Origin of the sequence: Streptomyces sp. NPDC001594 (assembly GCF_042893675.1) — a bacterium.
Classification (GTDB): Bacteria; Actinomycetota; Actinomycetes; order Streptomycetales; family Streptomycetaceae; genus Streptomyces.
This window is the reverse complement of record NZ_JBIAVB010000006.1, coordinates 381,674-403,516: the sequence shown is the minus strand read 5'-3', so window position 1 is coordinate 403,516 and position 21,843 is coordinate 381,674. Positions and strand designations below refer to the sequence as shown.

Genomic DNA, 21,843 nt, shown 5'->3' with positions numbered 1-21,843 from the left:
CAGAGATGCTCACATTGAACGAGGCCGTCGAGGCGGCCAGGCCTTTTGTCGAGCGGGCGTACGCGGCCGAGTCGTGGACGCCGGTCATGCGGCCGGAGCTCAGTCGAGAGCACGAGGTGGCCTGGATCGTCAGGGTTGACACCCAGGAGGGACTCGACAAGGGCGATTCGTGGGTGGGGTTCCTGGCCAATGTGGTGCTGGTGCCCAAGGACGGGACGGAGGTGCGGTTCCCTCCGACGCACTTGCCACTGGACGAGTACCTCGCCTACGTGCGCCAGGGCGGCTGGGAGACGGCCGGCACGGCGAAGACGGTGAAGGCCGAGCCGTGGCAGAGGGCACTGCAGTGGCTTCTCGATACGTACGGGGGGCTCGTCGAGCTGGTGGGCATCGAGCCGGTCGCGGAGGACGCGGGAACCTGGCTGTTCGCCTGCCGCACCCTGGAGCAGCCGGGGTATCCGCGAACGCCGATGCTGGCCGCTTCCGTCGTCGTCCCCAAGGACGGGGGCGATCCCTTCCATCCCGCTGCCGACGATCCGTGGGGCGACGCCGCCGACTACACCCGGACGCAGAACGAGCGGGAGCGGCGGGCTCAGGCGCGGCGGTTGAATGCTCGGGGGTGTGTCGTCACCGTGGCCGGGATGATCGCCGGGGCGCCGTCGTCGCCGTTGCCGTGGCAGCCCGCGCACGAGGCGCCCGGGTGGTGGGAGCTGTTGCTGCGGCGGTACTTCCCGGGTGCCGAGGAGCTGCGGTGCGCGAGCTGGGACGAGGTGGTGCGGCGGGCCCAGGAGACGGGGCCGGACACCCAGGGCGTGGTGTGGGTGCGGCGGGCGATCGGCGGGACCGAGGTGAGCGGGCACCTGCTGTACGCGCACAACAACCAGGGCAGCGTGGCCTTCCTGGACGGTATGACCGGCGGGCTGGCGCGGCTGGACACCGTCGGGGTGTCGGAGCTGGTCTTCGCCCGGTTCCGGCCCGGGGCGGGGCCGTCCGCCGGGGACTTCGGGGCGGCCCGGGCCAAGGCGGAGGAGTGGCTGCGGCGGACGTACGGGGAGCCGGTGGAGCTGGTCGCGCCGGACCCGGCGGACGAGACCGCCCGGGGGTGGCTGTTCGCCTGCCAGAGCACGGCCGCCCTGCGGACCGGGGACTGGCGGCACGCGATGCTCGACGCCGCGGTCGTGGTTCCGAAGGGGGCCGAGGACCCGTTCCTGCTGCCCAACTCCGACCCGTGGGGCTTCCTCGCCCGCTGGGACCGGGGGGAGCCGGCCGGTCCCACGCCCGCGCCGGGGAAGGCCGACTGGTTCACCGGGACGATGGCCCAGCTGGGGCCCGTCATGCAGGTGTCCGAGTTCCCGACCGTCAGGGACAGCGTGCGGGCGCTCGCCGAGCTGCCGCCCGGCGGCCGCGCCCTGGTGTGGGTGCGCCGGCTGGACGGGCGGGGCCGGGAGACCACGGGCCTGCTGCTGACGGGGCTGCGTTCGGAAGCCGGCCACATCGGGCTCGTGGACGGTTCCGCCGAGCAGCTCACCACCCTGGACGGCCTCGGGGAGACCGGCGTCCGGGTGATCCGCTACCGGTGACGCCGGGTGGCCTCGTACGCTTCGGCCATGCATCCCGGTAGATCCATGGCGCTGGTGATCGGCGCGTTCGTCCTGGCGAGCGGCTGTTCGCTTGCGTCCGTGTCGTCGACGCCCCCGTCGTCCTCCGGCTCCGACCTGCCCGCCGGGCGGATGGGGGCGGCCGATCTGCAGGGGCGCTGGTGGAGCTGGGCGGCGTCGAGTACCAGTGACGCGAACCCCGTCTCCGATCCGGACGGGCACCTCTGCGCGAAGGGGCAGAAGGACGGGGTGTGGTTCCTGGCCGGGACCTTCGGGGGGAGCGCGAGGCGCTCCTGCACGGTGCCGGCGGGGGTGCCGGTGGCCTTCCCCCTGGTGAACAGCTTCGGCGCATCGGCCGACTGCGCCGCGTTCATGGCCTCGGCGCAGGGGAGCGCCACCCTGGACGGGCGGGAGCTGGAGCCCGAACGGTTCGAGGCGACGCCGGTGCAGATCACGGCGGTCGAAGGAAACCCCGTCGTGCAGGGCGGGGGGCGGGTCCGGACCAAGGCCTGCGGGCTCTGGGTGCAGGTGGAACCGCTGGCCGCCGGGAGTCACACCGTGGGCATCCGGGGCTCGGCGGGGGCGGGGACGTTCGTCGTCTCCGTGGACTACCAGCTGCAGGTCGCGGCCGGGGGCTGAGACGGGTGCCGGGGCGGGTGGGGCTTCGAGGGGGCGGGTCGAAGGTGGGCCCGCCCCGGCGGGGGGTCGTCAGCGGCGGGCGAAGGGCGCGAGGGGGTTCTTGAGGGTGCCGATCAGCTGGAGGGCTGCTGAGGGGTCCGTCAGGTCGACCATCTGCTTGTTGTTGCGGAGTTGCAGGCGGTTCAGGCAGGAGAGCTGGAATTCCGGAGCGAACAGGTCGTAGCGGGCGAAGCGGTCCGCGAGGGCGGGGAGGGACTGCTGGTAGTCGTGGGCGCAGTCCGCCACCGCCTGCCAGAAGGTCTTCTCGGTGCAGATGCCTTCCGTCACCAGGATCGCGTTCAGGAAGCGGAAGAAGCAGTCGAAGACGTCCGTGAAGATGGACAGCAGCTTCATGTCCTCCGGGATGTCGGCCCGGATCCGCTCGACCGCCGGCGGGAGGACCGCGTCCGGGTCCATGACCACGATCTCCTCGGCGATGTCCTTGAAGACCGCCCGCTGGACCACCCCGTCCTTGATCACCAGGATCGTGTTCTCGCCGTGCGGCATGTAGGCGAGGTCGTACTGGTAGAAGCAGTGCAGGAGGGGGAGGAGGTACGCGCGCAGGTAGGGCTTCAGCCACTCGGCGGGGGTCAGGCCCGATTCCTCGATGAGGGCGCCGACGAAGGACCTGCCGTCCTCGTCCACGTGGAGGAGCGAGGCCATGGTGGCCAGGCGCTCGCCCTCGCGCAGGGAGCCCACCGGGGACTCGCGCCACAGGGCGGCCAGCATCTTGCGGTAGGGGGAGTAGCGGTCCGTGGCGCGCTCGTACTGGCGGTGGTGGTAGCCGATCGCCGCGCGTTCGCGGATGATCGAGAAGTCGACGGAGCGGAGCACCTCGTCCGACTCGATCAGTTGGTGGAGCCAGTCGTTGATGGCCGGGGTGGCCTCCATGTAGGCCGCCGACAGGCCGCGCATGAAGCCCATGTTGAGGACGGAGATGGCCGTCTTCACGTAGTGCTTCGTGGGGGTGGTGGTGTTGAAGAACGTACGGATCGACTGCTGGGCGAGGTAGGCGTCCTCGCCCTCGCCCAGCAGGACCAGGCGGCGGTTGGCGATCTCGGCGGCGAAGGTGACCGTCGTCTTGTTCCACCACTGCCAGGGGTGGACGGGGAAGTAGTGGTAGTCGGCCGGGTCGAGGCCCAGGGCGGTGAGCTTGGCCGCGAAGCCGGCGACGGCCGCCTCGCCCAGTTCCTCGCGCATGAACGTTTCGTGGTCCAGGCCCGCGCCCGCCGTGAAGGTGGAGACGTCCTTGTGGGCCGCCGCCCAGACGAGGTGCACGGGGTTGGCGGTCTCGGGGGCGTAGGCGCGGTACTCGTGCACGCCGAAGCCCAGGCGGCCGTTGTTGGCGACGAAGCAGGGGTGGCCCTCGGTCATGCCGGTCTCGATGTCCTGGAACGAGGACTTCGCGAGGACGGCGGAGGAGGTCTGCGGCTTGGTGTACTTGTAGCCGGTGCCGGCCAGGGTGGAGGAGATCTCCTCCAGGTAGACGGGGAGGACCTCCGCGCTCAGGCCGAGGGCGTCCCGCAGCTCTATGTGGAAGTCCAGGGCGTCGAGGGCGAGCTCGGTGCCCGCTCGGTGGCGGGTGACGGAGCCCTCGTCCACCGCCCAGTGGTCCAGGGCGTGCAGGGTCGCGCGGAAGCGGTACTCGACGGTGCCGTCGTCGGACCGGACGCGGTAGTGGCCCTCGCCCAGGGGCTCGGGGGTCAGCAGGCGTTCGTGGGAGAACTCCGCGAGGGCCTTGCGGACCAGGGCGCGGTTGGCGCGGGCCCACAGCTCCGGGGTGAGGTGGGCGATGTCGGCGGAGAGGTTCATATCGAGACCCCGGTGGTGAGGGCGGTGGCCGCCTCGAACCGGGCGCGGGTGCAGAAGCTGAGGAGGGCTTCCTTCTCCGGCTTGGTGACGGGGCCTTCGGCCACGAAGCCGACGGCCTCGTTGAGGGCGTGGACGGCGGTGTTGCGGACGTCCGGCTCGACGACGACGCGCTCGGTGGCCGGGTCGGCGAAGAGGGCGGCCATGACGGTGGTGATGACGGCGCGGGTGAAGCCGGACAGCGGGGTGTCGGTCGGGGCGACCAGGAAGTGCATGCCGACGTCCCCCGGCTGCGCGTCGTACAGGCCGACGAGCTCCAGGTGCGCGGGGTCGTAGCTCTCCATCAGGAAGGCCGGGCGGTCCTCGTGGAAGCCGAGGAAGGCCTGGTGGTGCTCGTGCGCGGTGATGCGCACGTACTCGCGCTCGACGTCCGGGAGGGTGGCGTCCTGCATCATCCAGAACGCGGCCTTGGGGTGGGTGACCCAGGTGTGGAGCAGCTCCGCGTCCGAGAAGGGGTCCAGGGGGCGGATCGAGAAGGCGCCGAGGGCGGGGTCGGTGCGGGTGAAGAGGGTTTCGGCGGTGCTCATGCGTGCGTGCCTTCCGGGGCGGCGAACTGCTGGAACGCGATGGACTTCTCGACCTTGTAGTGCTCGCGGCCGAGGAGCTCTCCGACGATGTACGCGTTGCGGTACGCCGCCATGCCCAGGTCGGGCGAGGTGAGGGAGTGGTTGTGGGTGGTGCCGTTCTGGAGGTAGACCCCGCGGCCGGTGACGTCGACGGCGTAGTTGCGGCCGGCGTCGAGGCGGCCGTGGCCGTCGAAGACCAGGCGGTCGCGGACCGGTGCCAGGAAGCCGGGGACGCGGTACTTGTAGCCCGTGGCGAGGACCAGGCCCTCGGTGGTGAGGGAGAAGTCCCGCTCCTGCTCCTCCTGGCGCAGCCCGAGGGTGTACGTGCCGGTGGTGGTGTCGTACGCCGTGCTGTTGAGGGAGGTGTTGGTGAGCAGGGTGGTGGGGACCGGGCCCGGCATGGTGATCTTCTTCTGGTAGAGCAGGTCGAAGATGGCGTTGATCAGGTCGCCGTCGATGCCCTTGAAGAGGTTCTTCTGCCGGGTCTCCAGCCGGTAGCGGGTCTCCTCGGGGAGGGCGTGGAAGTAGTCCACGTACTCCGGGGAGGTCATCTCCAGGGTGAGCTTGGTGTACTCCAGCGGGAAGAAGCGCGGGGAGCGGGTCACCCAGTTGAGCTGGTAGCCGTGGACGTCGATCTCGGCGAGGAGGTCGTAGTAGATCTCGGCCGCGCTCTGGCCGGAGCCGATCAGGGTGATGGACTTCTTCTGCTGGAGGGCCTCCTTGTGCTCCATGTAGGCGGAGTTGTGGAGGAAGTCGCCGCCGAGGTTCTCGCAGGCGGCGGGGACGTGCGGCGGGGTGCCGGTGCCGAGGACCAGGCGGCGGGCGAGGAAGGTTTCGCCGCGGTCCGTGTGCACCTCGTAGACGCCGGCGCCCTCGTCGTAGGTGACCTCGGTGACCGAGGTGGAGTAGCGGACGTTGTCGAGGCGGTCGGCGGCCCAGCGGCAGTAGTCGTTGTACTCGGCGCGCAGCGGGTAGAAGTTCTCGCGGATGTAGAAGGAGTACAGCCGGTCCCTGTCCTTCAGGTAGTTCAGGAAGGAGAAGGGCGAGGTCGGGTCCGCGAGGGTGACCAGGTCCGACATGAACGGGGTCTGGAGGTGGGCGCCGTCGAGGAACATCCCGGCGTGCCACTCGAAGTGCGGCTTCGACTCGATGAACAGGCCGTCCAGCTCGTCGATCGGCGCGGTCAGGCAGGCCAGTCCCAGGTTGAAGGGGCCCAGGCCGATGCCGATGAAGTCGTAGGGCTCAGTGGTGGACGGCAAGGGACTCTCCCAGGAACTGCTCGGCGTGTGCGGCGATGAGGTCGAGGACGGCGGCGATGTCGGCCGTCGTGGTCTGCGGGTTGAGGAGGGTGAACTTCAGGTACTGCTTCCCGTCGACCTTCGTGCCTGCGACGACGGCCTCGCCGGAGGCGAACAGGGCCTTGCGGGCGTGCAGCTGGGCCTCGTCGAGGAGCTCGGGGCGGGGACCGGCGGTGTCGTCGTCGTCGGCGGTGGGGACGTAGCGGAAGACCAGGGTGGAGAGCTGGGGCCGCACGACCACCTCGAAGCGGGGGTCGGCGTCGAGGATCTCCCAGCCGGCCGCGGCGAGGCCGACGACCTCGTCGAAGAGGGAGCCGACGGCGTCGGCGCCCATGATGCGCAGGGTCATCCAGAGCTTGAGGGCGTCGAAGCGGCGCGTGGTCTGGATGGACTTGTCGACCTGGTTGGGGATCCGCTCCTCGGCCATCCGGCGCGGGTTGAGGTAGTCCGCGTGGTAGGTGGCGTGCCGCAGGGTGTCGCGGTCGCGGACCAGCATCGCGCTGGAACTCACGGGCTGGAAGAAGGACTTGTGGTAGTCCACGGTCACCGAGTCGGCGTGCTCCATGCCGGCGAGGAGGTGGCGGCGGGTGGGGGAGGCGAGCAGTCCGCAGCCGTACGCGGCGTCCACGTGCATCCACGCGGAGTGCTCGGAGGCCAGGCGGGCGATCTCGGGGAGCGGGTCGATGGACCCGAAGTCGGTGGTGCCGGCGGTGGCCACGACGGCCATGGGGAAGAGGCCCTCGGCGGCGCAGTTCTCCAGTTCCAGGGCGAGCAGGGAGGTGTCCATACGGCGGTTGCGGTCGACGGGGACCGAGATGACGGCCTCGTAGCCGAGGCCGAGCATGGCGGCCGACTTCTGCACGCTGAAGTGGCTGGCCTCGGAGGTGAAGATGCGCAGCTTGGGGAGGAGTTCGGCCTTGGTGAGCTCGGTGCCCGCGTCCAGGGCGCGCTTCATGACGATCCGGCAGGCCTCGTCGCGGGCGAGGAGCAGGGCGTGGAAGTTGGACTGGCTGCCGCCCGAGGTGAACACGCCGTCCGCGGCTTCGCCGAGGCCGATGCGGCGGGCGGTCCAGTCGATGAGGCGGCGCTCGATGAGCGTGCCGCCGATGGACTGGTCCCAGGTGTCGAGGGAGGAGTTGACGGCCGACAGGACGGCTTCGCCGACCACCGCGGGGATGACGACCGGGCAGTTGAGGTGGCCCAGGTAGCGCGGGTGGTGGAAGTAGACGGCGTCGCGCAGGTAGACGTCCTCGAGCTCGTCGAGGGCGGCGGCGGCGTCGCCCAGGGGGCGGTCGAGGTCGATGCCGCTGATGACCGGGGCGAGTTCGTCCACGGAGATGCCGGTGTGGGGGCGCCGCGTGGCCGCGAGTTTGGCGGCGACGCGGTCGACGCCCTCGGTGACGGTGCGCCGGTATTCGTCCGCGGTCGTCTCGTTCAGCAGATGCGAGCGCATCAACTTTCCTCCGGGCGGGGAGAGCGGGGGGTGGGGTGCAAGATTTAGGTTAGCCTAACCTAAGTTTGATCACAAATGAGGAAGGGCCCCGGCTGAAGCCGGGGCCCTTCCTCAAGTGCCTTTCAGGTCAAGTGGGTTGACTACAGGTCGGACGCCGGGTCCTCGCTCGGGGCCTGGCCCGCGTACGCCTCGGCGAGCAGTTGCTCCTCGCTCGCGCCGAGCCTCCAGTAGCCGGTGAACCGCACCGCGCGCCGGTCGACGGAACGTTCCTGCACCAGGTGGCGGCGGACCGCCCTGATCGTCCCGGCCTCGCCGGCGAGCCAGGCGTACGGGGTGCCTTCGGCGGGCAGCTGCGCCGCGCGCAGCGCCGACAGGACTCTTTCGGTGCGCGCCGGGCCGCCCGCGCCCTGCTCGCGCACGATCCAGGTGACCTCCTGGTCCGCGAGGGTGTGCAGGCTCAGCCGGTCGTCCGGGTGCGGGACCTCGAACCAGGCCTTCACCCTCGTCCCGGCGGGCAGCCGGTCCAGGATCGCCGCGGCGGCCGGCAGGGCGGTCTCGTCCGCGTACATCAGCACCGTGTCGGTGCCCTCCGGCCGCTGGAAGCGGACCGACTTGTTCTCCGCCACGGCCGGCCCGATCGCCATGATCCGGCGGCCGGTGACGGCCCGGCCCGCCCAGCGGGAGGCCGGGGACGAGTCCCCGTGGAGCACGAAGTCGATGTCCACCTCGACCTCCCCTGCCCCCGTCCGCCGCTGCTCGCGCACGGTGTACGAGCGCATCACCGGGCGCGCCTCGTCCGGCATCCCGCGCCAGGCGCCGAACCAGGTGTCCTCGGCGGTGGACGGGAGTTCGGTGTGCTCCTGGTCCCCGACGGGGAGGAAGAGGGACAGGCTCTGGTCGTAGCCCCCCGAGCGGAAGGCGGCGAGGGACTCCCCGCCGAAGGTCACGCGCAGGAACGAGTGGCCGAGGCGGCGCGTGCGCAGGACTTCGAGGGTGAAGAAGCGGAAGTGCGCGGCGGCGGTGGCCGCGTCGGCGGCGTCGGAAGCGGCGGCGTCGGAAGCGGTGGCGGTCATGCGGAGGTCCCCCCTGGGTTACCGGGTCAGCCGAGCTTCTTGGCGTTCTGGATGGTCTTCGCGAGGTCTTCGAGGATCTGCGCGCACTTCTCGTACGAGTAGATCGGCTCGGTCACGCGCGGGGCGACCTGGCCGGCCTTGACCGCCGGGAGCTCGTTCCAGGTCGGCTTGGCCTTCAGGGCCTCGGGCTGGAGGGCCTGGGTGCGGTTGTCGAGCAGGATGACGTCGGCCTTGTACTTGCCGGCGTTCTCCCAGCTCAGGCTCTCGAAGAAGCCCTGCGGGTCCAGCTTGTCCTGCTCCGGGGTGACGAACTCGACGCCGAGGGACTCGAAGTACTTCAGGTCCGCGGAGGTCTTCGGCGTGGAGACGTAGAACATCTGGTCCGAGCCGGAGCCGACGAGGACCTTCACGCCCGGGTTGGCCTTGACGGCCTCGCGGACCTTGGCGGAGGCGGCGTCGAAACGGGCCTTCGCGTCGGCGCTCTTCTTGGTGTTGAGGTCGGCGCCGAGGGACTTGGCGAGGTCGGCGGTGCGCTCCAGGGCCTTGTCCATGGACACCTTGTCGCCCACGCCGACGGCGGCGGCCGGGGCCAGCTTGAGGATCTTGTCCTTGGAGGCCTCGGGGACGTACCAGTACGTGCCGTCCCAGGTGTTGGTGGCGAGGAGGTCGGGCTTGAGGGCCGCGTACTTCTCGACGTTGAACTCGTCGTAGACGTTGCCGAGGATCTCGACCTTGGAGATGTCCATCGTGCCGGCCATCGGGTCGGGCTTGCCGTCGGCCAGCTTGGTCGGGCCGAAGACGCCCTTGACCTGCACGCCGTAGTCGTAGAGCGCGGCGGCGGTGCCGGTGTAGGCCACGACGTTCTTCGGCGTGGACTTGGCGGTGGCCGTCTTGCCCAGGTCGTCCTTGAAGCTCCAGGCGCCCGACGCGGCGGAGCCGCCCTGGTCGCCCGCCCCGTCCTTCGCCTTGTCGCCGCCGCCGCACGCGGTGAGCGCGGCGACGAGGCCGAGGGCGCCGCCGGCCGCGATGAGGCCGCGGCGGGAGAGGAAGGTGGAACTGGGCTTGGGCATGTCGGTGTCCGCTTTCGTACGTGCAGGGCGGCTGCTGAGGGGAGGCCGTTCGGTGGGAAGGTTAGCCTAACCTTGGCCGAAAGCGGTAAGGAGGGCCTAACTTCTTTCGGGGGGCGCACCGGCGCACGGGCGCACGACACGCGAACGGCCCGCGCCGGGGGCGCGGGCCGTCGTACGGGGCGTGCAGGGAGCGGGGCCGGGATCAGCCGGCGAAGCCCAGTTCACGGGCGATCAGCATGCGCTGGACCTCGCTCGTGCCCTCGCCGATCTCCAGGATCTTCGAGTCCCGCCACATGCGGGCCACCGGGTACTCGTTCATGAACCCGTAGCCGCCGTGGATCTGCGTGGCGTCCCGGGCGTTGTCGACGGCGACCGTGGAGGAGTACAGCTTGGCGATCGCCGCCTCCTTCTTGAACGGCTCGCCCGCCACCAGCCGCGAGGCCGCGTCCCGCCAGCCCAGGCGGGCCATGTGGGCGCGCGTCTCCATGTCGGCCAGCTTGAACTGGATGGCCTGGTTGTCGCCGATGGCCTTGCCGAACGCCTGCCGCTCCTTGGCGTACTTCACCGACTCGTCCACACAGCCCTGCGCCAGACCGGTGGCCAGCGCCGCGATGGCGATCCGGCCCTCGTCGAGGATCCGCAGGAACTGGGCGTAGCCGCGGCCCTCCTGGCCCACCAGGTTGGCGACCGGCACCCGCACGTCGTCGAAGGACAGCTCGCGGGTGTCCGAGGAGTTCCAGCCGACCTTGGAGTAGGGCGCCGCGACCGTGAAGCCCGGGGTGCCGGACGGGACGATGATCGAGGAGATCTCCGGACGCCCGTCGGCCTTGCGGCCGGTGACCGCGGTGACCGTGACCAGGCCGGTGATGTCCGTACCGGAGTTGGTGATGAAGCACTTCGAGCCGTTGATGACCCACTGGTCGCCGTCGCGGACGGCCGTGGTGCGGGTGCCGCCCGCGTCGCTGCCGGCGCCGGGCTCGGTCAGGCCGAACGCGCCGAGCACCTCGCCGGCGCACAGCTTCGGCAGCCACTCCCGCTTCTGCTCCTCGGTGCCGAACAGGTAGATCGGCATGGCGCCGAGGGAGACGCCCGCCTCCAGGGTGATGGCCACCGAGGAGTCGACGCGGGCCAGCTCCTCCAGGGCGATGCCGAGCGCGAGGTAGTCGCCGCCCATGCCGCCGTACTCCTCCGGGAAGGGCAGGCCGAACAGGCCCATACGGCCCATCTCGCGGACGATCTCGTACGGGAACTCGTGGCGCTCGTACAGGTCGCCGATCTTCGGAGCCACCACGTCGTGCGCGAACGCCTCGACGGTACGGCGGAGTTCCTCGTGCTCGGGGGTGAGCCGGTGGTCGAGGGGCATGGCTTCGTTACTCCTTGTGGGAGAGGGCGCGGACGGTACGGGAGGGGCTGGGACGGCCCAGCTGTTCGGCCATCCACACGCTCGTGGCGGTGAGGGCGGCCAGGTCGACCCCGGTCTCGATGCCGAGGCCGTCGAGCATCCACACCAGGTCCTCGGTGGCCAGGTTCCCGGTGGCGCTCTTGGCGTACGGGCAGCCGCCGAGGCCGCCCGCCGACGCGTCGACCGTGGTCACGCCGCACTGGAGCGCGGCGAGGGTGTTGGAGAGGGCCTGGCCGTAGGTGTCGTGGAAGTGCACGCCGATCCGGCCGGTGGCCGCCCCGGCCGCGTTCAGCTCGCCGAGCAGCGCCTGGACGTGGCCGGGGGTGGCGACGCCGATCGTGTCGCCGAGGCTCAGCTCGTCGCAGCCCAGGTCCAGCAGCGCCATGGCGACGCGGACCACCTGGGGGACCGGGACGGCGCCCTCCCAGGGGTCGCCGAAGCACATCGACAGGTAGCCGCGCACGTGCGCCCCGGCCTCCTTGGCCCGGGCCACGACGGGCTCGAACATGGCGAGGGACTCGGCGACCGTACGGTTCAGGTTGCGCTGGGCGAAGGTCTCGGTGGCCGAGCCGAACACCGCGATGCGGGTGGCCCCGAGGGCGAGCGCGCGGTCGAGGCCGCGCTCGTTGGGCACGAGGACGGGGAGGTCCGCCGGGACGTCGGAGAGCAGCGGGAACAGCTGCTCGGCGTCCGCCAGCTGGGGCACCCACTTGGGGTGGACGAAGCTGGTGGCCTCGACGGTGGTCAGGCCGGCGGCGGCCAGCCGGTGGATGAACTCGGCCTTCACCTCGGTGGGCACGGCCGTCTTCTCGTTCTGGAGCCCGTCGCGGGCGCCGACCTCGTGGATCCGCACCCGCGGGGGGAGTCCGGTGGCCGACGGGACGGTCATGGGGAGCCCGTTCACGCGGTCGCCTCCTCGGCGGTCTCGTCGGCGTCCGGGGTGACCACGGCCAGGACCTGGTCCATGGCGACGGTGGTACCGGGGGTGACGTCGAGTTCGGTGACGGTGCCGGCGTGCGGGGCGGAGATGACGTGCTCCATCTTCATCGCCTCGACCACCAGGAGGCTCTGCCCGGCCGCCACCTTGTCCCCGACCGCCACCTTGACGACGGTGACGGTGCCGGGCATGGGGGCGGCGAGGGTGTCGGCCCCTGCCCTTCCGCTGCCGCTGAGGGCTGCGGTGACGGGGTCGTGGTGCTGGACGTGCCAGGAGTCGGCGTCGCGCCCGAGCCAGGTCCCGTCCGGGGAGGTGGCGTGGGCGAAGTGGTGTGTGACGCCGTCCAGTTCGACGCTGAGGCGGTCCGGGGTGAGGCTGAGGATGCGGCCGCGGGCCGGCGTCCTGGGGCTCTGCCCCAGACCCCGCGCCTCAATCGCCGGCGAGGCTGGATCGGCCTCGTCCAGCAGGATCTCCTGCTCCGCGCCGCGCTGCCGGGTGCGGACGGTGACCGGGTCCTGGCCCGGGAGGCGGAAGTGGTGGACCGTCCAGGCGGGGGTGCCGCCCAGGCGCCAGCCGTTGGCTGCCGAGAACGGGTCCGCCCACACGACTTCCGGCTCCGCCGGAGGCTGCGCCTGGGCCAGCAGTGCGGCGGCGGCGTACACCTCCGGCGGGACGCCCTCGGGCAGCAGCCCGGACAGGTCCCGCTCGACCAGGCCCGTGTCCAGGTTGCCGGACGCCACGTCCGGGTGGGCCAGCAGCCTCCGCAGGAACCCCGCGTTGGTCTGGACGCCCAGGATCACCGTGTCCGCGAGGGCCCCCCGCAGCATCCGCAGGGCCGTCTCGCGGTCCGGGCCGTGGACGATGACCTTCGACAGCATCGGGTCGTACGTCGACCCCGTGTCCACCCCGGCCACCAGCCCGGAGTCCGTCCGCACCGCCCCGCCCGAAGGCTCGGACAGCGCCAGGACCGTGCCGCCCGACGGCAGGAACCCGCGCGCCGGGTCCTCCGCGCAGACACGGGCCTCGATCGCGTGCCCGGTCAGGGTGACGTCCTCCTGGCCGAAGGCCAGCGGCGCCCCCGCCGCCACCCGTAGCTGCTGCTCCACCAGGTCCAGCCCGGTGATCAGCTCGGTGACGGGGTGCTCCACCTGGAGGCGGGTGTTCATCTCCATGAAGTAGTACGAGGACGGGTCCCCGCCCGGCACGATGAACTCCACCGTGCCCGCGCCGACGTACCCGCAGGAGCGCGCCGCCTCCACCGCCGCCGCGCCCATCGCCGCCCGGATCTCCGGGGTGAGGAGGACCGAGGGGGCCTCCTCGATGACCTTCTGGTGGCGCCGCTGGAGGGAGCACTCGCGCTCGCCCAGGTGCACCACGTTGCCGTGCGCGTCGGCCAGGACCTGGATCTCGATGTGCCGGGGCCGGTCCACCCACCGCTCCACCAGCAGGGTGTCGTCGCCGAAGGAGGAGCGCGCCTCGCGCCGGGCCGCCGCGATCTCCTCCGCTAGCAGGCCCGCGTCCCGGACCAGCCGCATGCCCTTGCCGCCGCCGCCCGCCGAGGGCTTCAGCAGCACCGGCATGCCGATCTTCTCGGCGGCCTCGACCAGTTCGGCGTCCGACAGCCCGCTGCCCGAGGAGCCGGGGACGACCGGGACGCCGGCCGCCTTCACGGTCTCCTTGGCCCGGATCTTGTCGCCCATCAGGGAGATCGCCGAGGCGGGCGGCCCGATGAAGGCCAGCCCCGCCTCCGCGCAGGCGGCCGCGAAGGCCGCGTTCTCCGCGAGGAAGCCGTAGCCGGGGTGGACCGCCTCGGCCCCCGTGCGCCGGGCGGCGTCGAGCAGCTTCTCGACCGAGAGGTAGCTCTCGGCGGCCGCCGCCGGGCCGATCCGGACGGCCGTGTCGGCCTCCCGTACGTGCCGGGCGTCCGCGTCGGCGTCGCTGAAGACGGCCACGGACCGGATCCCGAGCTCCCGCAGGGTGCGGATGACCCGTACGGCGATCTCGCCCCGGTTCGCCACCAGAACAGTGCTGAACATCTGTGAGGTCCTCACGTCACAAGTCACAAGTCACGGGTCACATGCGGAAGATGCCGTAGCCGCGCTCGCCCAGCGGGGCGTTCGCGCACGCGGTCAGGGCCAGCCCCAGCACCTGCCGGGTCTCCAGGGGGTCGATGACCCCGTCGTCCCACAGCCGCGCGGTGGCGTAGTAGGCGTTGCCCTGCTCCTCGTACTGCGCGCGGACCGGGGCCTTGAAGGCCTCCTCGTCCTCGGCGGGCCACTCCTGGCCCGCGCCCTCGATCTGGTCGCGCTTGACCGTGGCCAGGACGGAGGCCGCCTGCTCGCCGCCCATGACGGAGATCTTGGCGTTGGGCCACATCCACAGGAAGCGCGGCGAGTACGCCCGCCCGCACATCGAGTAGTTGCCCGCGCCGTAGGAGCCGCCGACCACCACCGTCAGCTTCGGGACCCGGGCGCAGGCCACGGCCGTGACCATCTTCGCGCCGTGCTTGGCGATGCCGCCGGCCTCGTAGTCGCGGCCGACCATGAAGCCGGAGATGTTCTGGAGGAAGAGCAGCGGGATGCCGCGCTGGTCGCACAGCTCGATGAAGTGGGCGCCCTTCTGCGCGGACTCGGAGAAGAGGATGCCGTTGTTGGCGATGATGCCGACCGGGTGGCCGTGGATCCGGGCGAAGCCGGTGACCAGGGTCTGTCCGAACTCCGCCTTGAACTCCTGGAAGCGCGAGCCGTCCACGACGCGGGCGATGATCTCGCGGGCGTCGTAGGGGGTGCGGGAGTCGACGGGGACCGCGCCGTAGAGCCCGAACGGGTCCACCTTCGGCTCCTCGGCCGGCTCGACCGACCAGGGCAGGGCCCCGCGCTCGGGCAGGGTCGCCACGATGTTCCGTACGATCCGCAGCGCGTGGGCGTCGTCCTCCGCGAGGTGGTCGGTCACGCCGGAGGTGCGCGAGTGCACCTCGCCGCCGCCGAGCTCCTCGGCCGTGACCACCTCGCCGGTGGCGGCCTTCACCAGCGGCGGGCCGCCGAGGAAGATCGTGCCCTGGCCGCGGACGATGACGGCCTCGTCGCTCATCGCCGGGACGTACGCGCCGCCCGCCGTGCAGGAGCCGAGGACGGCCGCGATCTGCGGGATGCCGGCGCCCGACATGCGGGCCTGGTTGTAGAAGATCCGGCCGAAGTGCTCCCGGTCGGGGAAGACCTCGTCCTGCATGGGCAGGAAGGCGCCGCCGGAGTCGACCAGGTACAGGCAGGGGAGCCGGTTCTCCAGCGCCACCTCCTGCGCCCGCAGGTGCTTCTTGACCGTCATCGGGTAGTAGGTGCCGCCCTTGACGGTGGCGTCGTTGGCGACGATCACGCACTCGCGGCCGCTGACCCGGCCGATGCCCGCGATCACACCGGCCGCCGGCGCCGCGCCCCCGTACATTCCCTCGGCGGCCAGCGGGGCCAGCTCCAGGAAGGGGGACCCGGGGTCGAGGAGGGTGTCCACGCGGTCGCGGGGCAGGAGCTTGCCGCGCGCGGTGTGCCGGGCGCGGGCCTTCTCCCCGCCGCCGAGCCGGGCCGCGTCCAGCCGGGCGCGCAGGCCCTCGGCGAGCTCGCGGTGGGCGGCCTCATTGGTCCGCCAGGCCTCGGACGCCGGGTCCGCGGCGCTCGTCAGCACTGGTGCCTGCTGCATCGGTCGAGCTCCCTTGCTCGGTACCTGCTGTGTTAATGACCGTTAACGCGTCTGGGTCAAAGGTTAACGAGCGCTAACCGCCCTGTCTAGAATGGATTCCCATGAGCACCAGAGCTGCCACCCCGACCCGCCGCGAGCAGATCCTCCGCGAGGCCGCTCGGCTTTTCGCGGAGCGCGGCTTCCACGGCGTGGGCGTGGACGAGATAGGGGCCGCGGTCGGCATCAGCGGCCCGGGCCTCTACCGGCACTTCCCCGGCAAGGACGCGATGCTCGCCGAGCTGCTCGTCGGGATCAGCGAGCGGCTGCTGACCGGCGGCCGCCGCCGGGTCGAGGAGGCCGCCGCCGACCCGCGGGCGCTGCTGTCCTCCCTGGTCGAGGGGCACATCGACTTCGCGCTGGACGACCGGGCGCTGATCACCCTGCACGACCGGGAGCTCGACCGGCTCAAGGACGAGGACCGCAAGCTGGTGCGCCAGCTCCAGCGCCAGTACGTCGAGCTGTGGGTGACCGTCGTGCGCGAGCTGCACCCCGAGGTCGGGGAGGCCGAGGTGCGGGTCGCCGTGCACGCGGTCTTCGGTCTGCTGAACTCCACCCCGCACCTGGGCGCGCTGGGCCGCGAGGCGACGGAGTCGCTGCTGCGCCGGCTCGCGCACGGGGCCTTCGGGGCGCTGTCGGGGTGAAGGGGCTCCGCGGCCCGCTCCCGGGCTTGCTCCCCGGCTTGAAGGCCGCTTGGCGGAACGGACGGATCCGGCCGGGCGGCGGCAGAATGGACCGCATGCCGAAGCCGACAGAGCCCATAGAGACCCCCAGCCGCGCGCAGCTCATCGACCACCTGGTGCGCACGCGCATCGCGGGACGGGTCGCGACCCCGCGCGAGAACAACCTCTCCCACTACCGCAGGCTCGCCAACGGCGACCGGCACTACTGGTTCGGCCTGGAACTGGGCGACCGCTGGACGGACGAGCAGGACGTCCTGGCCGTGATGGCCGAGCGCGTCGGCGTCGCCGACGACCCGGCGCACCGGACCGGGCAGGACACCATCGACCCGGAGCTGACGGTCGCGGGCCTGGACCGGATGGCGGCCCGCCTGCGCAAGGCGGCCCTGGACCGGCAGAGCGTCCTGTTCGCCACCGGCCACCCGGGCGGCCTGCTGGACGTCCACCGGGCCACGGCCGAGGCGCTGCGCGCGGCGGGCTGCGAGATCGTCCGTATCCCGGCGGGGCTCTTCGCCGACGAGGGCTCGGTGTGGCAGTTCGCCGACGTGGCCGTCATGGAGCGTGGCGCGACCCTGTGGCACACCCACTCCCCGGCCCCGATGGCCGCGATCCTCGACGCCCTCGTGAACGACGGCCGCCCGCTGCCGGACCTGGTCGTCGCCGACCACGGCTGGGCGGGCTGCGCGGCGCAGCGGGGCCTGGACGCGGTGGGCTACGCCGACTCCAACGACCCCGCGCTGTTCCTCGCGGAGGCGGAGGGCACCCTCCAGGTGGCGGTCCCCCTGGACGACCACGTCCGCGACCCCCGCTTCTACGACCCGATGGTGGCGTACCTGCTCACCGCGGCCGGCCTGCGCTAGCCGGGGCGCTCAGCCCAGCCAGGAGCTCATCTCGGTCCGGACGGCGGAGCCGTCGAGGTCGGCGAGCTTCATGCCCACGAAGGTGCGGGCCCAGTCGGAGGTCTGGATCCGGAAGGGCATCTTCTCGGCGGTCAGGGCCTCGACGACCGGCGCCGCCGCCTGCTCGGGGGTCTGGGCGGTGTCGCTGCCGAAGGACCGCATGGCGTGGTCGATGTAGCCCTGGAGCTGCGGGGCGTACGGGCCCGCCTGGGCGAGCAGTGCCGGAATGTCGAGGCCGACGTTGTTGACGAACTCGCTGGAGACGGCGCCCGGTTCGACGACGCAGACCTGGACCCCCGCGGCGGCGGCGACCGGCGCGAGGGACTCCATGAAGCCCTCGACGGCGAACTTGGCGGCGCAGTAGGACTCGTTGAACGGCTGGCCGACCACGCCGCCGACGCTCGTCACGGTGATGACCCGGCCGCCGGAGGCGCGCAGGTGGGGGAGGGCGGCCCGGGTGAGCTCGACGACGCCGAAGAAGTTGACCTCCATCACGGAGCGCACCTGCTCCATGCCGTGCTGCTCGACGGTGCCGACGAAGCCGGCCCCCGCGTTGTTCACCACGGCGTCGAGGTGCCCGTGCTCGGCGACGACCTCGGCCACGCAGGCGGCGACGGAGTCCGCGTCGGTCACGTCCAGCCGCTTGACCTGGACGAGGTCGGCGACCCCGGCCTCGGCGGCGGCCTTGACCAGGGCGTCGGCGCGGGTGGTGTCGCGCATGGTGGCGACGGCGTGCCAGCCGGCCCGCGCGGCGGCGACGGCGGCGGCCAGGCCGATGCCGGAGGAGGTGCCGGTGATGAGGACGGTCTTGGCGGTGGTCTGGGTGCTCATGGAGGACTCCCTAGGTTTGTGCGTGCACACACACATTAACGATGTGTGCGTGTGCACGCAACCCGGTACCCTGGGTCCATGGCGCACGCGAACCTCAACCTGGACGGCCTCACCCCCCGCGACCACGCGTTCTACGGGCTGGTCTGGGCCGGAACCACCCTCACCGCCCGGGTCGACCAGGCGCTCACCCGCCGCCACGACCTGCCGTTGTCGTGGTTCGAGGTGATGCTGTGGCTGAGCGTGCAGCAGGAGCCCGTCGCCCCCTCCGAGCTGGGCGCGCGGACCCTGCTCAGCCGTAGTCAGGTCTCCCGCGTCGCCGACTCGCTCCGGGCCCGCGGGCTCATCGAGCGGATACCGTCCCCGACCGACGCCCGCTCGGTCGGCATCGCCCTCACCGAGGCGGGCCGCCGCCTCTTCGCCGAGGCCGACGCCACCCGCCGCGAGGCCCTCGCCGAGGTCTTCGACGACCTGCTGGACGACGGGGACATCGCCGCCCTGGAGACGGTCTGGGCGAAGCTCAAGGCCCGCCCGAAGGAGTAGGGAACGACGCAGGCCCCCCGGACGGGATCCGGGGGGCCTCCGTGTGCAGGTGGCTCAGGCGCGCGGTACGCGGACCACGCCCTCCTGGATGACGGTGACGGCCAGCCGGCCGTCCTGGGTCCAGATGCGGGCCTGGCCCAGGCCCCGGCCGCCGTGCGACGTCGGCGAATCCTGGTCGTACAGCAGCCACTCGTCCGCCCGCAGCGGCCGGTGGAACCACATCGCGTGGTCCAGGGAGGCCCCGACCACGTCGCCCACCGCCCAGCCGCCGCGCCCGTGCGCGAGCAGCACCGAGTCCAGCAGGGTCATGTCCGAGACGTACGTGGCCAGGCACGTGTGCAGCAGCGGGTCGGCGCTGTCCAGCTTGCCGGCGGTGCGGAACCACACCTGTGAGCGCGGCTCCACCGGGGCGCCGATCGACCCCCACGGCGGCGTCGTCGCGTACCGCAGGTCCACCGCGCCGCGCGCCTCCAGCAGCCGCTCCACCGTGCCCGGGTCCCGGAACAGGTCCCGGTAGGCGGGCAGGGCCTCGGCGGCCGTCGGCAGGGTCTCCGGGTCGGGCGCGTCGGGCATCGGGATCTGGTGGTCCAGCCCCTCCTCGTCCACCTGGAACGAGGCCGACAGGTGGAAGATCGGCTGCCCGTGCTGCACCGCGACGACCCGCCGCGTGGTGAAGGAGCGCCCGTCGCGGATCCGGTCGACGGTGTAGACGATGGGCGCGCCCGGGTCGCCCGTGCGCAGGAAGTACGAGTGCAGCGAGTGCGCCGTACGGTCCCCGGGCACGGTGCGGCCGGCCGCGACCAGCGCCTGGGCCGCGACCTGCCCGCCGAAGACGCGCGGGATCAGCGAAGGGCGGCTGGTCCCGCGGAAGATGTTCTCCTCGATCTGCTCCAGGTCGAGCAGATCGAGGAGACCGGAGAGCGCTTCGTTCAAGGGGACTTACAGACCCATCGACTTGGCGATGATCGACTTCATGATCTCGCTGGTGCCGCCGTAGATGCGGTTGACGCGGTTGTCCGCGTACAGGCGGGCGATCGGGTACTCGTTCATGTAGCCGTAGCCGCCGTGCAGCTGGAGGCAGCGGTCGATCACGCGGTGCGCGACCTCGGTGCAGAAGAGCTTCGCGGAGGCGGCCTCGGCCGGGGTCAGCTCGCCCGCGTCCAGGGCCTCCAGCGCGCGGTCGGCGACGGCCTGGGCGGCGTCCACCTCGGCCTGGCAGGCGGCGAGCTCGAACTTGGTGTTCTGGAAGTGCGCGACCGGCTTGCCGAAGACCGTGCGGTCCGTGACGTACTGCTGGGCGAAGCGGACGGCCGCGGCGGCCTGGGCGTAGGCGCCGAAGGCGATGCCCCAGCGCTCGGAGGCGAGGTTGTGGCCCAGGTAGTAGAAGCCCTTGCCCTCCTCGCCCATGAGGTCCTCGACCGGGACCTTGACGTCGACGAAGGCCAGCTCGGCGGTGTCGGAGGTCTTCAGGCCCAGCTTGTCGAGCTTGCGGCCGATCGAGTAGCCCTCGGACTTGGTGTCCACGGCGAACAGGGAGATGCCGAAGCGGCGGTCGTCCTCGCTCGGGGCGGAGGTGCGGGCGCAGACGATCACGCGGTCGGCGTGGACGCCGCCGGTGATGAAGGTCTTCGAGCCGTTGAGGACGTAGTGCGTGCCGTCCTCGGAGAGCTTGGCGGTGGTCTTCATGCCCGCGACGTCGGAACCGGTGCCCGGCTCGGTCATCGCGAGGGCCCACATCTCCTCACCGGAGACGAACTTCGGCAGGAAGCGCTTCTTCTGCTCGTCGGTGGCGAGCATCTTGATGTAGGGCAGGGCGAGCAGCACGTGCACGCCGGAACCGCCGAAGTTCACGCCCGCGCGGGAGGTCTCCTCGTACAGGACGGCCTCGAACTTGTGGGTGTCCAGGCCCGCGCCACCGAACTCCTCGGGGACGTTGATGCCGAAGACGCCCAGCTCGCCGAGCTGGTAGTAGAACTCGCGCGGCGCCTGGCCGGCCTGGAACCACTCGTCGTAGACGGGGACGACCTCGGCCTCGATGAAGGCGCGGAGGGTCTCGCGGAACGCCTCGTGGTCCTCGTTGAACACCGTACGGCGCACGGCCGGCTCCCTTCGTCGCGGCGGTCCGCCGCTTATGTCTAAGCGCTTGCTCATACCTAAGTTACCGGCGGGTTGTCGATCCTGTCCAGACTCGGCCGGCCGGCGGCGAATCCTTTCCGTGGTCCCGTGCCTCTTATCCCCGTACCGCGACGCACGCGGGTACGGAACGGGACCTGGAGGTCGCCATGATCATCGGTATCGCCATCGCCGCCGGTGCGGTGCTGCTGTGCACGTGCGTGTTCGTCCTGAAGCGGGGGCGGCGCGGTGCGCGTGGCTGAGCCGTCCTGGCCCGGGGAGCGGCTGATCACGGCCGCCCAGGGCGGTGACCTCGACTCCCTCACCGCCCTGGTGTCGGGCTCCCACCCGAACGTACGGCGCTTCGCCCGCTCGCTGTGCGCGACCCCGGAGGACGCCGAGGACGCGGCGCAGGAGGCGCTGATCATCCTGTACCGGAAGATCGGGATGCTGCGGGCCTCCGGCGCGCTGGCCTCGTGGATGTTCCGCATCGTCCGCAACGAGTGCCTGCGGCGCGCCCGGGCGGTGGTCCGCGAGCGGGACCGCGAGCACCCCGCGGCCGACGGCCCCGCCGTGGACTCGGCCGAGGACGAGGCGCTGCGCCGCCTGGAGGCGGGCCGGGTGGCGGCGGCCGTCGCGGCGCTCCCGGACGACCAACGGCGGGTGCTGGTCATGCGGGACGTCCAGGGCCTCAGCGGCCGCATGGTCGCCGACGCGCTGGGGCTCACCACGGCGGCGATGAAGTCCCGCCTCCACCGCGCCCGGGCGGCGGTCCGCGAAACGCTGCTCGCCGTACCCGATTCCGTCCCAGGAGGGAACGACCGATGACCCCGACCGAGCGCGATGCCCGCCCCGACTTCGCGAGCGCCTCCCTGCCCCGGCACCTGGCGCGGGGTGTGCTGGGGTTCGGCTCGCTGGCGCTGGCCGTCGTCCTGCTCCCGTACGCGTGGCCGGTGAGCCTGGCCCTGCTGCCGGTGGGGCTGCTCGCCCTGCGCGGCTGCCCGATGTGCTGGGCGGTGGGGCTGGTGCAGACCCTCTCCAGGGGCCGGCTGAAGCGCTCCTGCGAGGACGGGCGGTGCACGCTGACGCCGTCCGCGTGACTGTCGGTCCGGGG

20 protein-coding genes are annotated in these 21,843 nt (G+C 71.8%); 7 read left to right on the top strand and 13 right to left on the bottom strand.

Features of this window, described 5'->3' with window-relative positions:
* Window positions 1-5: 5 nt before the first annotated feature.
* Together ACFY0O_RS15650 and ACFY0O_RS15645 are read left to right on the top strand one after the other, a co-directional pair.
* On the top strand, window positions 6-1,577 hold the full coding sequence (locus tag ACFY0O_RS15650; protein ID WP_388947224.1) for a YrhB domain-containing protein: 1,572 nt from the start codon (window positions 6-8) through the stop codon (window positions 1,575-1,577).
* Between the two features lie 27 nt (window positions 1,578-1,604).
* Window positions 1,605-2,234, top strand: coding sequence for a signal protein (locus ACFY0O_RS15645; protein WP_388947222.1), 630 nt, complete (start codon window positions 1,605-1,607; stop codon window positions 2,232-2,234).
* 69 nt (window positions 2,235-2,303) lie between these two features.
* Here the strand turns inward: ACFY0O_RS15645 and ACFY0O_RS15640 are convergent, their stop codons facing one another.
* From ACFY0O_RS15640 to ACFY0O_RS15595, 10 genes are all read right to left on the bottom strand, one after another.
* The gene (locus tag ACFY0O_RS15640; protein ID WP_388947220.1) at window positions 2,304-4,085 is read right to left on the bottom strand and encodes an IucA/IucC family protein; all 1,782 of its coding nucleotides are present in this window, start codon (window positions 4,083-4,085) and stop codon (window positions 2,304-2,306) included.
* Window positions 4,082-4,669 (bottom strand): GNAT family N-acetyltransferase, encoded by a 588-nt coding sequence (locus ACFY0O_RS15635; RefSeq protein ID WP_388947218.1) that lies wholly within the window; start codon window positions 4,667-4,669, stop codon window positions 4,082-4,084. Before ACFY0O_RS15635 ends, ACFY0O_RS15640 begins: the two co-directional genes overlap by 4 nt.
* Window positions 4,666-5,967 (bottom strand): lysine N(6)-hydroxylase/L-ornithine N(5)-oxygenase family protein, encoded by a 1,302-nt coding sequence (locus ACFY0O_RS15630; RefSeq protein ID WP_388947216.1) that lies wholly within the window; start codon window positions 5,965-5,967, stop codon window positions 4,666-4,668. Before ACFY0O_RS15630 ends, ACFY0O_RS15635 begins: the two co-directional genes overlap by 4 nt.
* Window positions 5,951-7,459 (bottom strand): pyridoxal phosphate-dependent decarboxylase family protein, encoded by a 1,509-nt coding sequence (locus ACFY0O_RS15625; protein ID WP_388947215.1) that lies wholly within the window; start codon window positions 7,457-7,459, stop codon window positions 5,951-5,953. Before ACFY0O_RS15625 ends, ACFY0O_RS15630 begins: the two co-directional genes overlap by 17 nt.
* 140 nt (window positions 7,460-7,599) lie before the next feature.
* Complete coding sequence (locus ACFY0O_RS15620) at window positions 7,600-8,532, bottom strand: siderophore-interacting protein (protein WP_388947213.1); 933 nt, start codon at window positions 8,530-8,532, stop codon at window positions 7,600-7,602.
* 26 nt (window positions 8,533-8,558) lie between these two features.
* On the bottom strand, window positions 8,559-9,602 hold the full coding sequence (locus ACFY0O_RS15615) for an ABC transporter substrate-binding protein (RefSeq protein WP_388947212.1): 1,044 nt from the start codon (window positions 9,600-9,602) through the stop codon (window positions 8,559-8,561).
* Window positions 9,603-9,804: 202 nt separating this feature from the next.
* A complete protein-coding gene (locus ACFY0O_RS15610; RefSeq protein ID WP_388947210.1) occupies window positions 9,805-10,965 on the bottom strand; it encodes an acyl-CoA dehydrogenase family protein in 1,161 nt (386 codons plus the stop codon).
* Between the two features lie 7 nt (window positions 10,966-10,972).
* Window positions 10,973-11,893: a hydroxymethylglutaryl-CoA lyase gene (locus tag ACFY0O_RS15605; RefSeq protein WP_388947277.1), complete on the bottom strand. Its 921-nt coding sequence runs from the start codon at window positions 11,891-11,893 to the stop codon at window positions 10,973-10,975.
* A gap of 11 nt (window positions 11,894-11,904) precedes the next feature.
* The gene (locus ACFY0O_RS15600; protein ID WP_388947208.1) at window positions 11,905-13,977 is read right to left on the bottom strand and encodes an acetyl/propionyl/methylcrotonyl-CoA carboxylase subunit alpha; all 2,073 of its coding nucleotides are present in this window, start codon (window positions 13,975-13,977) and stop codon (window positions 11,905-11,907) included.
* A gap of 37 nt (window positions 13,978-14,014) precedes the next feature.
* The gene (locus tag ACFY0O_RS15595; protein WP_358896156.1) at window positions 14,015-15,631 is read right to left on the bottom strand and encodes a carboxyl transferase domain-containing protein; all 1,617 of its coding nucleotides are present in this window, start codon (window positions 15,629-15,631) and stop codon (window positions 14,015-14,017) included.
* Between the two features lie 101 nt (window positions 15,632-15,732).
* Between ACFY0O_RS15595 and ACFY0O_RS15590 the strand changes: the two genes are divergently transcribed.
* Both ACFY0O_RS15590 and ACFY0O_RS15585 read left to right on the top strand, forming a co-directional pair.
* On the top strand, window positions 15,733-16,311 hold the full coding sequence (locus ACFY0O_RS15590) for a TetR/AcrR family transcriptional regulator (RefSeq protein ID WP_358896157.1): 579 nt from the start codon (window positions 15,733-15,735) through the stop codon (window positions 16,309-16,311).
* 116 nt (window positions 16,312-16,427) lie between these two features.
* Window positions 16,428-17,207 (top strand): phosphatase, encoded by a 780-nt coding sequence (locus ACFY0O_RS15585; protein WP_388947276.1) that lies wholly within the window; start codon window positions 16,428-16,430, stop codon window positions 17,205-17,207.
* Between the two features lie 9 nt (window positions 17,208-17,216).
* Here ACFY0O_RS15585 and ACFY0O_RS15580 read toward each other — a convergent pair whose 3' ends face one another.
* Complete coding sequence (locus tag ACFY0O_RS15580; RefSeq protein ID WP_388947206.1) at window positions 17,217-18,077, bottom strand: SDR family NAD(P)-dependent oxidoreductase; 861 nt, start codon at window positions 18,075-18,077, stop codon at window positions 17,217-17,219.
* 78 nt (window positions 18,078-18,155) lie between these two features.
* Between ACFY0O_RS15580 and ACFY0O_RS15575 the strand changes: the two genes are divergently transcribed.
* Window positions 18,156-18,617, top strand: coding sequence for a MarR family transcriptional regulator (locus ACFY0O_RS15575; protein ID WP_358896159.1), 462 nt, complete (start codon window positions 18,156-18,158; stop codon window positions 18,615-18,617).
* A 54-nt stretch (window positions 18,618-18,671) separates the two neighbouring features.
* Here ACFY0O_RS15575 and ACFY0O_RS15570 read toward each other — a convergent pair whose 3' ends face one another.
* Window positions 18,672-19,550, bottom strand: a complete 879-nt coding sequence (locus ACFY0O_RS15570) for an acyl-CoA thioesterase (RefSeq protein WP_388947204.1) — start codon at window positions 19,548-19,550, stop codon at window positions 18,672-18,674.
* A gap of 6 nt (window positions 19,551-19,556) precedes the next feature.
* Window positions 19,557-20,714: an acyl-CoA dehydrogenase family protein gene (locus tag ACFY0O_RS15565; protein ID WP_358896161.1), complete on the bottom strand. Its 1,158-nt coding sequence runs from the start codon at window positions 20,712-20,714 to the stop codon at window positions 19,557-19,559.
* Between the two features lie 270 nt (window positions 20,715-20,984).
* Here ACFY0O_RS15565 and ACFY0O_RS15560 point away from each other — a divergent pair, with 270 nt between their 5' ends.
* Complete coding sequence (locus tag ACFY0O_RS15560; protein ID WP_388947202.1) at window positions 20,985-21,557, top strand: RNA polymerase sigma factor; 573 nt, start codon at window positions 20,985-20,987, stop codon at window positions 21,555-21,557.
* Window positions 21,554-21,829, top strand: a complete 276-nt coding sequence (locus ACFY0O_RS15555) for a hypothetical protein (RefSeq protein WP_388947200.1) — start codon at window positions 21,554-21,556, stop codon at window positions 21,827-21,829. The genes ACFY0O_RS15560 and ACFY0O_RS15555 overlap by 4 nt, the downstream gene beginning before the upstream one ends.
* Window positions 21,830-21,843: the final 14 nt, after the last annotated feature.

Coding starts and splice junctions, on each gene's coding strand:
- ACFY0O_RS15625 (WP_388947215.1), bottom strand. CDS start 7,459: ATGCGCTCGCATCTGCTGAACGAGACGACCGCGGACGAATACCGGCGC.
- ACFY0O_RS15595 (WP_358896156.1), bottom strand. CDS start 15,631: ATGCAGCAGGCACCAGTGCTGACGAGCGCCGCGGACCCGGCGTCCGAG.
- ACFY0O_RS15575 (WP_358896159.1), top strand. CDS start 18,156: ATGGCGCACGCGAACCTCAACCTGGACGGCCTCACCCCCCGCGACCAC.
- ACFY0O_RS15650 (WP_388947224.1), top strand. CDS start 6: ATGCTCACATTGAACGAGGCCGTCGAGGCGGCCAGGCCTTTTGTCGAG.
- ACFY0O_RS15635 (WP_388947218.1), bottom strand. CDS start 4,669: ATGAGCACCGCCGAAACCCTCTTCACCCGCACCGACCCCGCCCTCGGC.
- ACFY0O_RS15610 (WP_388947210.1), bottom strand. CDS start 10,965: ATGCCCCTCGACCACCGGCTCACCCCCGAGCACGAGGAACTCCGCCGT.
- ACFY0O_RS15615 (WP_388947212.1), bottom strand. CDS start 9,602: ATGCCCAAGCCCAGTTCCACCTTCCTCTCCCGCCGCGGCCTCATCGCG.
- ACFY0O_RS15645 (WP_388947222.1), top strand. CDS start 1,605: ATGCATCCCGGTAGATCCATGGCGCTGGTGATCGGCGCGTTCGTCCTG.
- ACFY0O_RS15600 (WP_388947208.1), bottom strand. CDS start 13,977: ATGTTCAGCACTGTTCTGGTGGCGAACCGGGGCGAGATCGCCGTACGG.
- ACFY0O_RS15590 (WP_358896157.1), top strand. CDS start 15,733: ATGAGCACCAGAGCTGCCACCCCGACCCGCCGCGAGCAGATCCTCCGC.
- ACFY0O_RS15580 (WP_388947206.1), bottom strand. CDS start 18,077: ATGAGCACCCAGACCACCGCCAAGACCGTCCTCATCACCGGCACCTCC.
- ACFY0O_RS15640 (WP_388947220.1), bottom strand. CDS start 4,085: ATGAACCTCTCCGCCGACATCGCCCACCTCACCCCGGAGCTGTGGGCC.
- ACFY0O_RS15620 (WP_388947213.1), bottom strand. CDS start 8,532: ATGACCGCCACCGCTTCCGACGCCGCCGCTTCCGACGCCGCCGACGCG.
- ACFY0O_RS15555 (WP_388947200.1), top strand. CDS start 21,554: ATGACCCCGACCGAGCGCGATGCCCGCCCCGACTTCGCGAGCGCCTCC.
- ACFY0O_RS15605 (WP_388947277.1), bottom strand. CDS start 11,893: ATGACCGTCCCGTCGGCCACCGGACTCCCCCCGCGGGTGCGGATCCAC.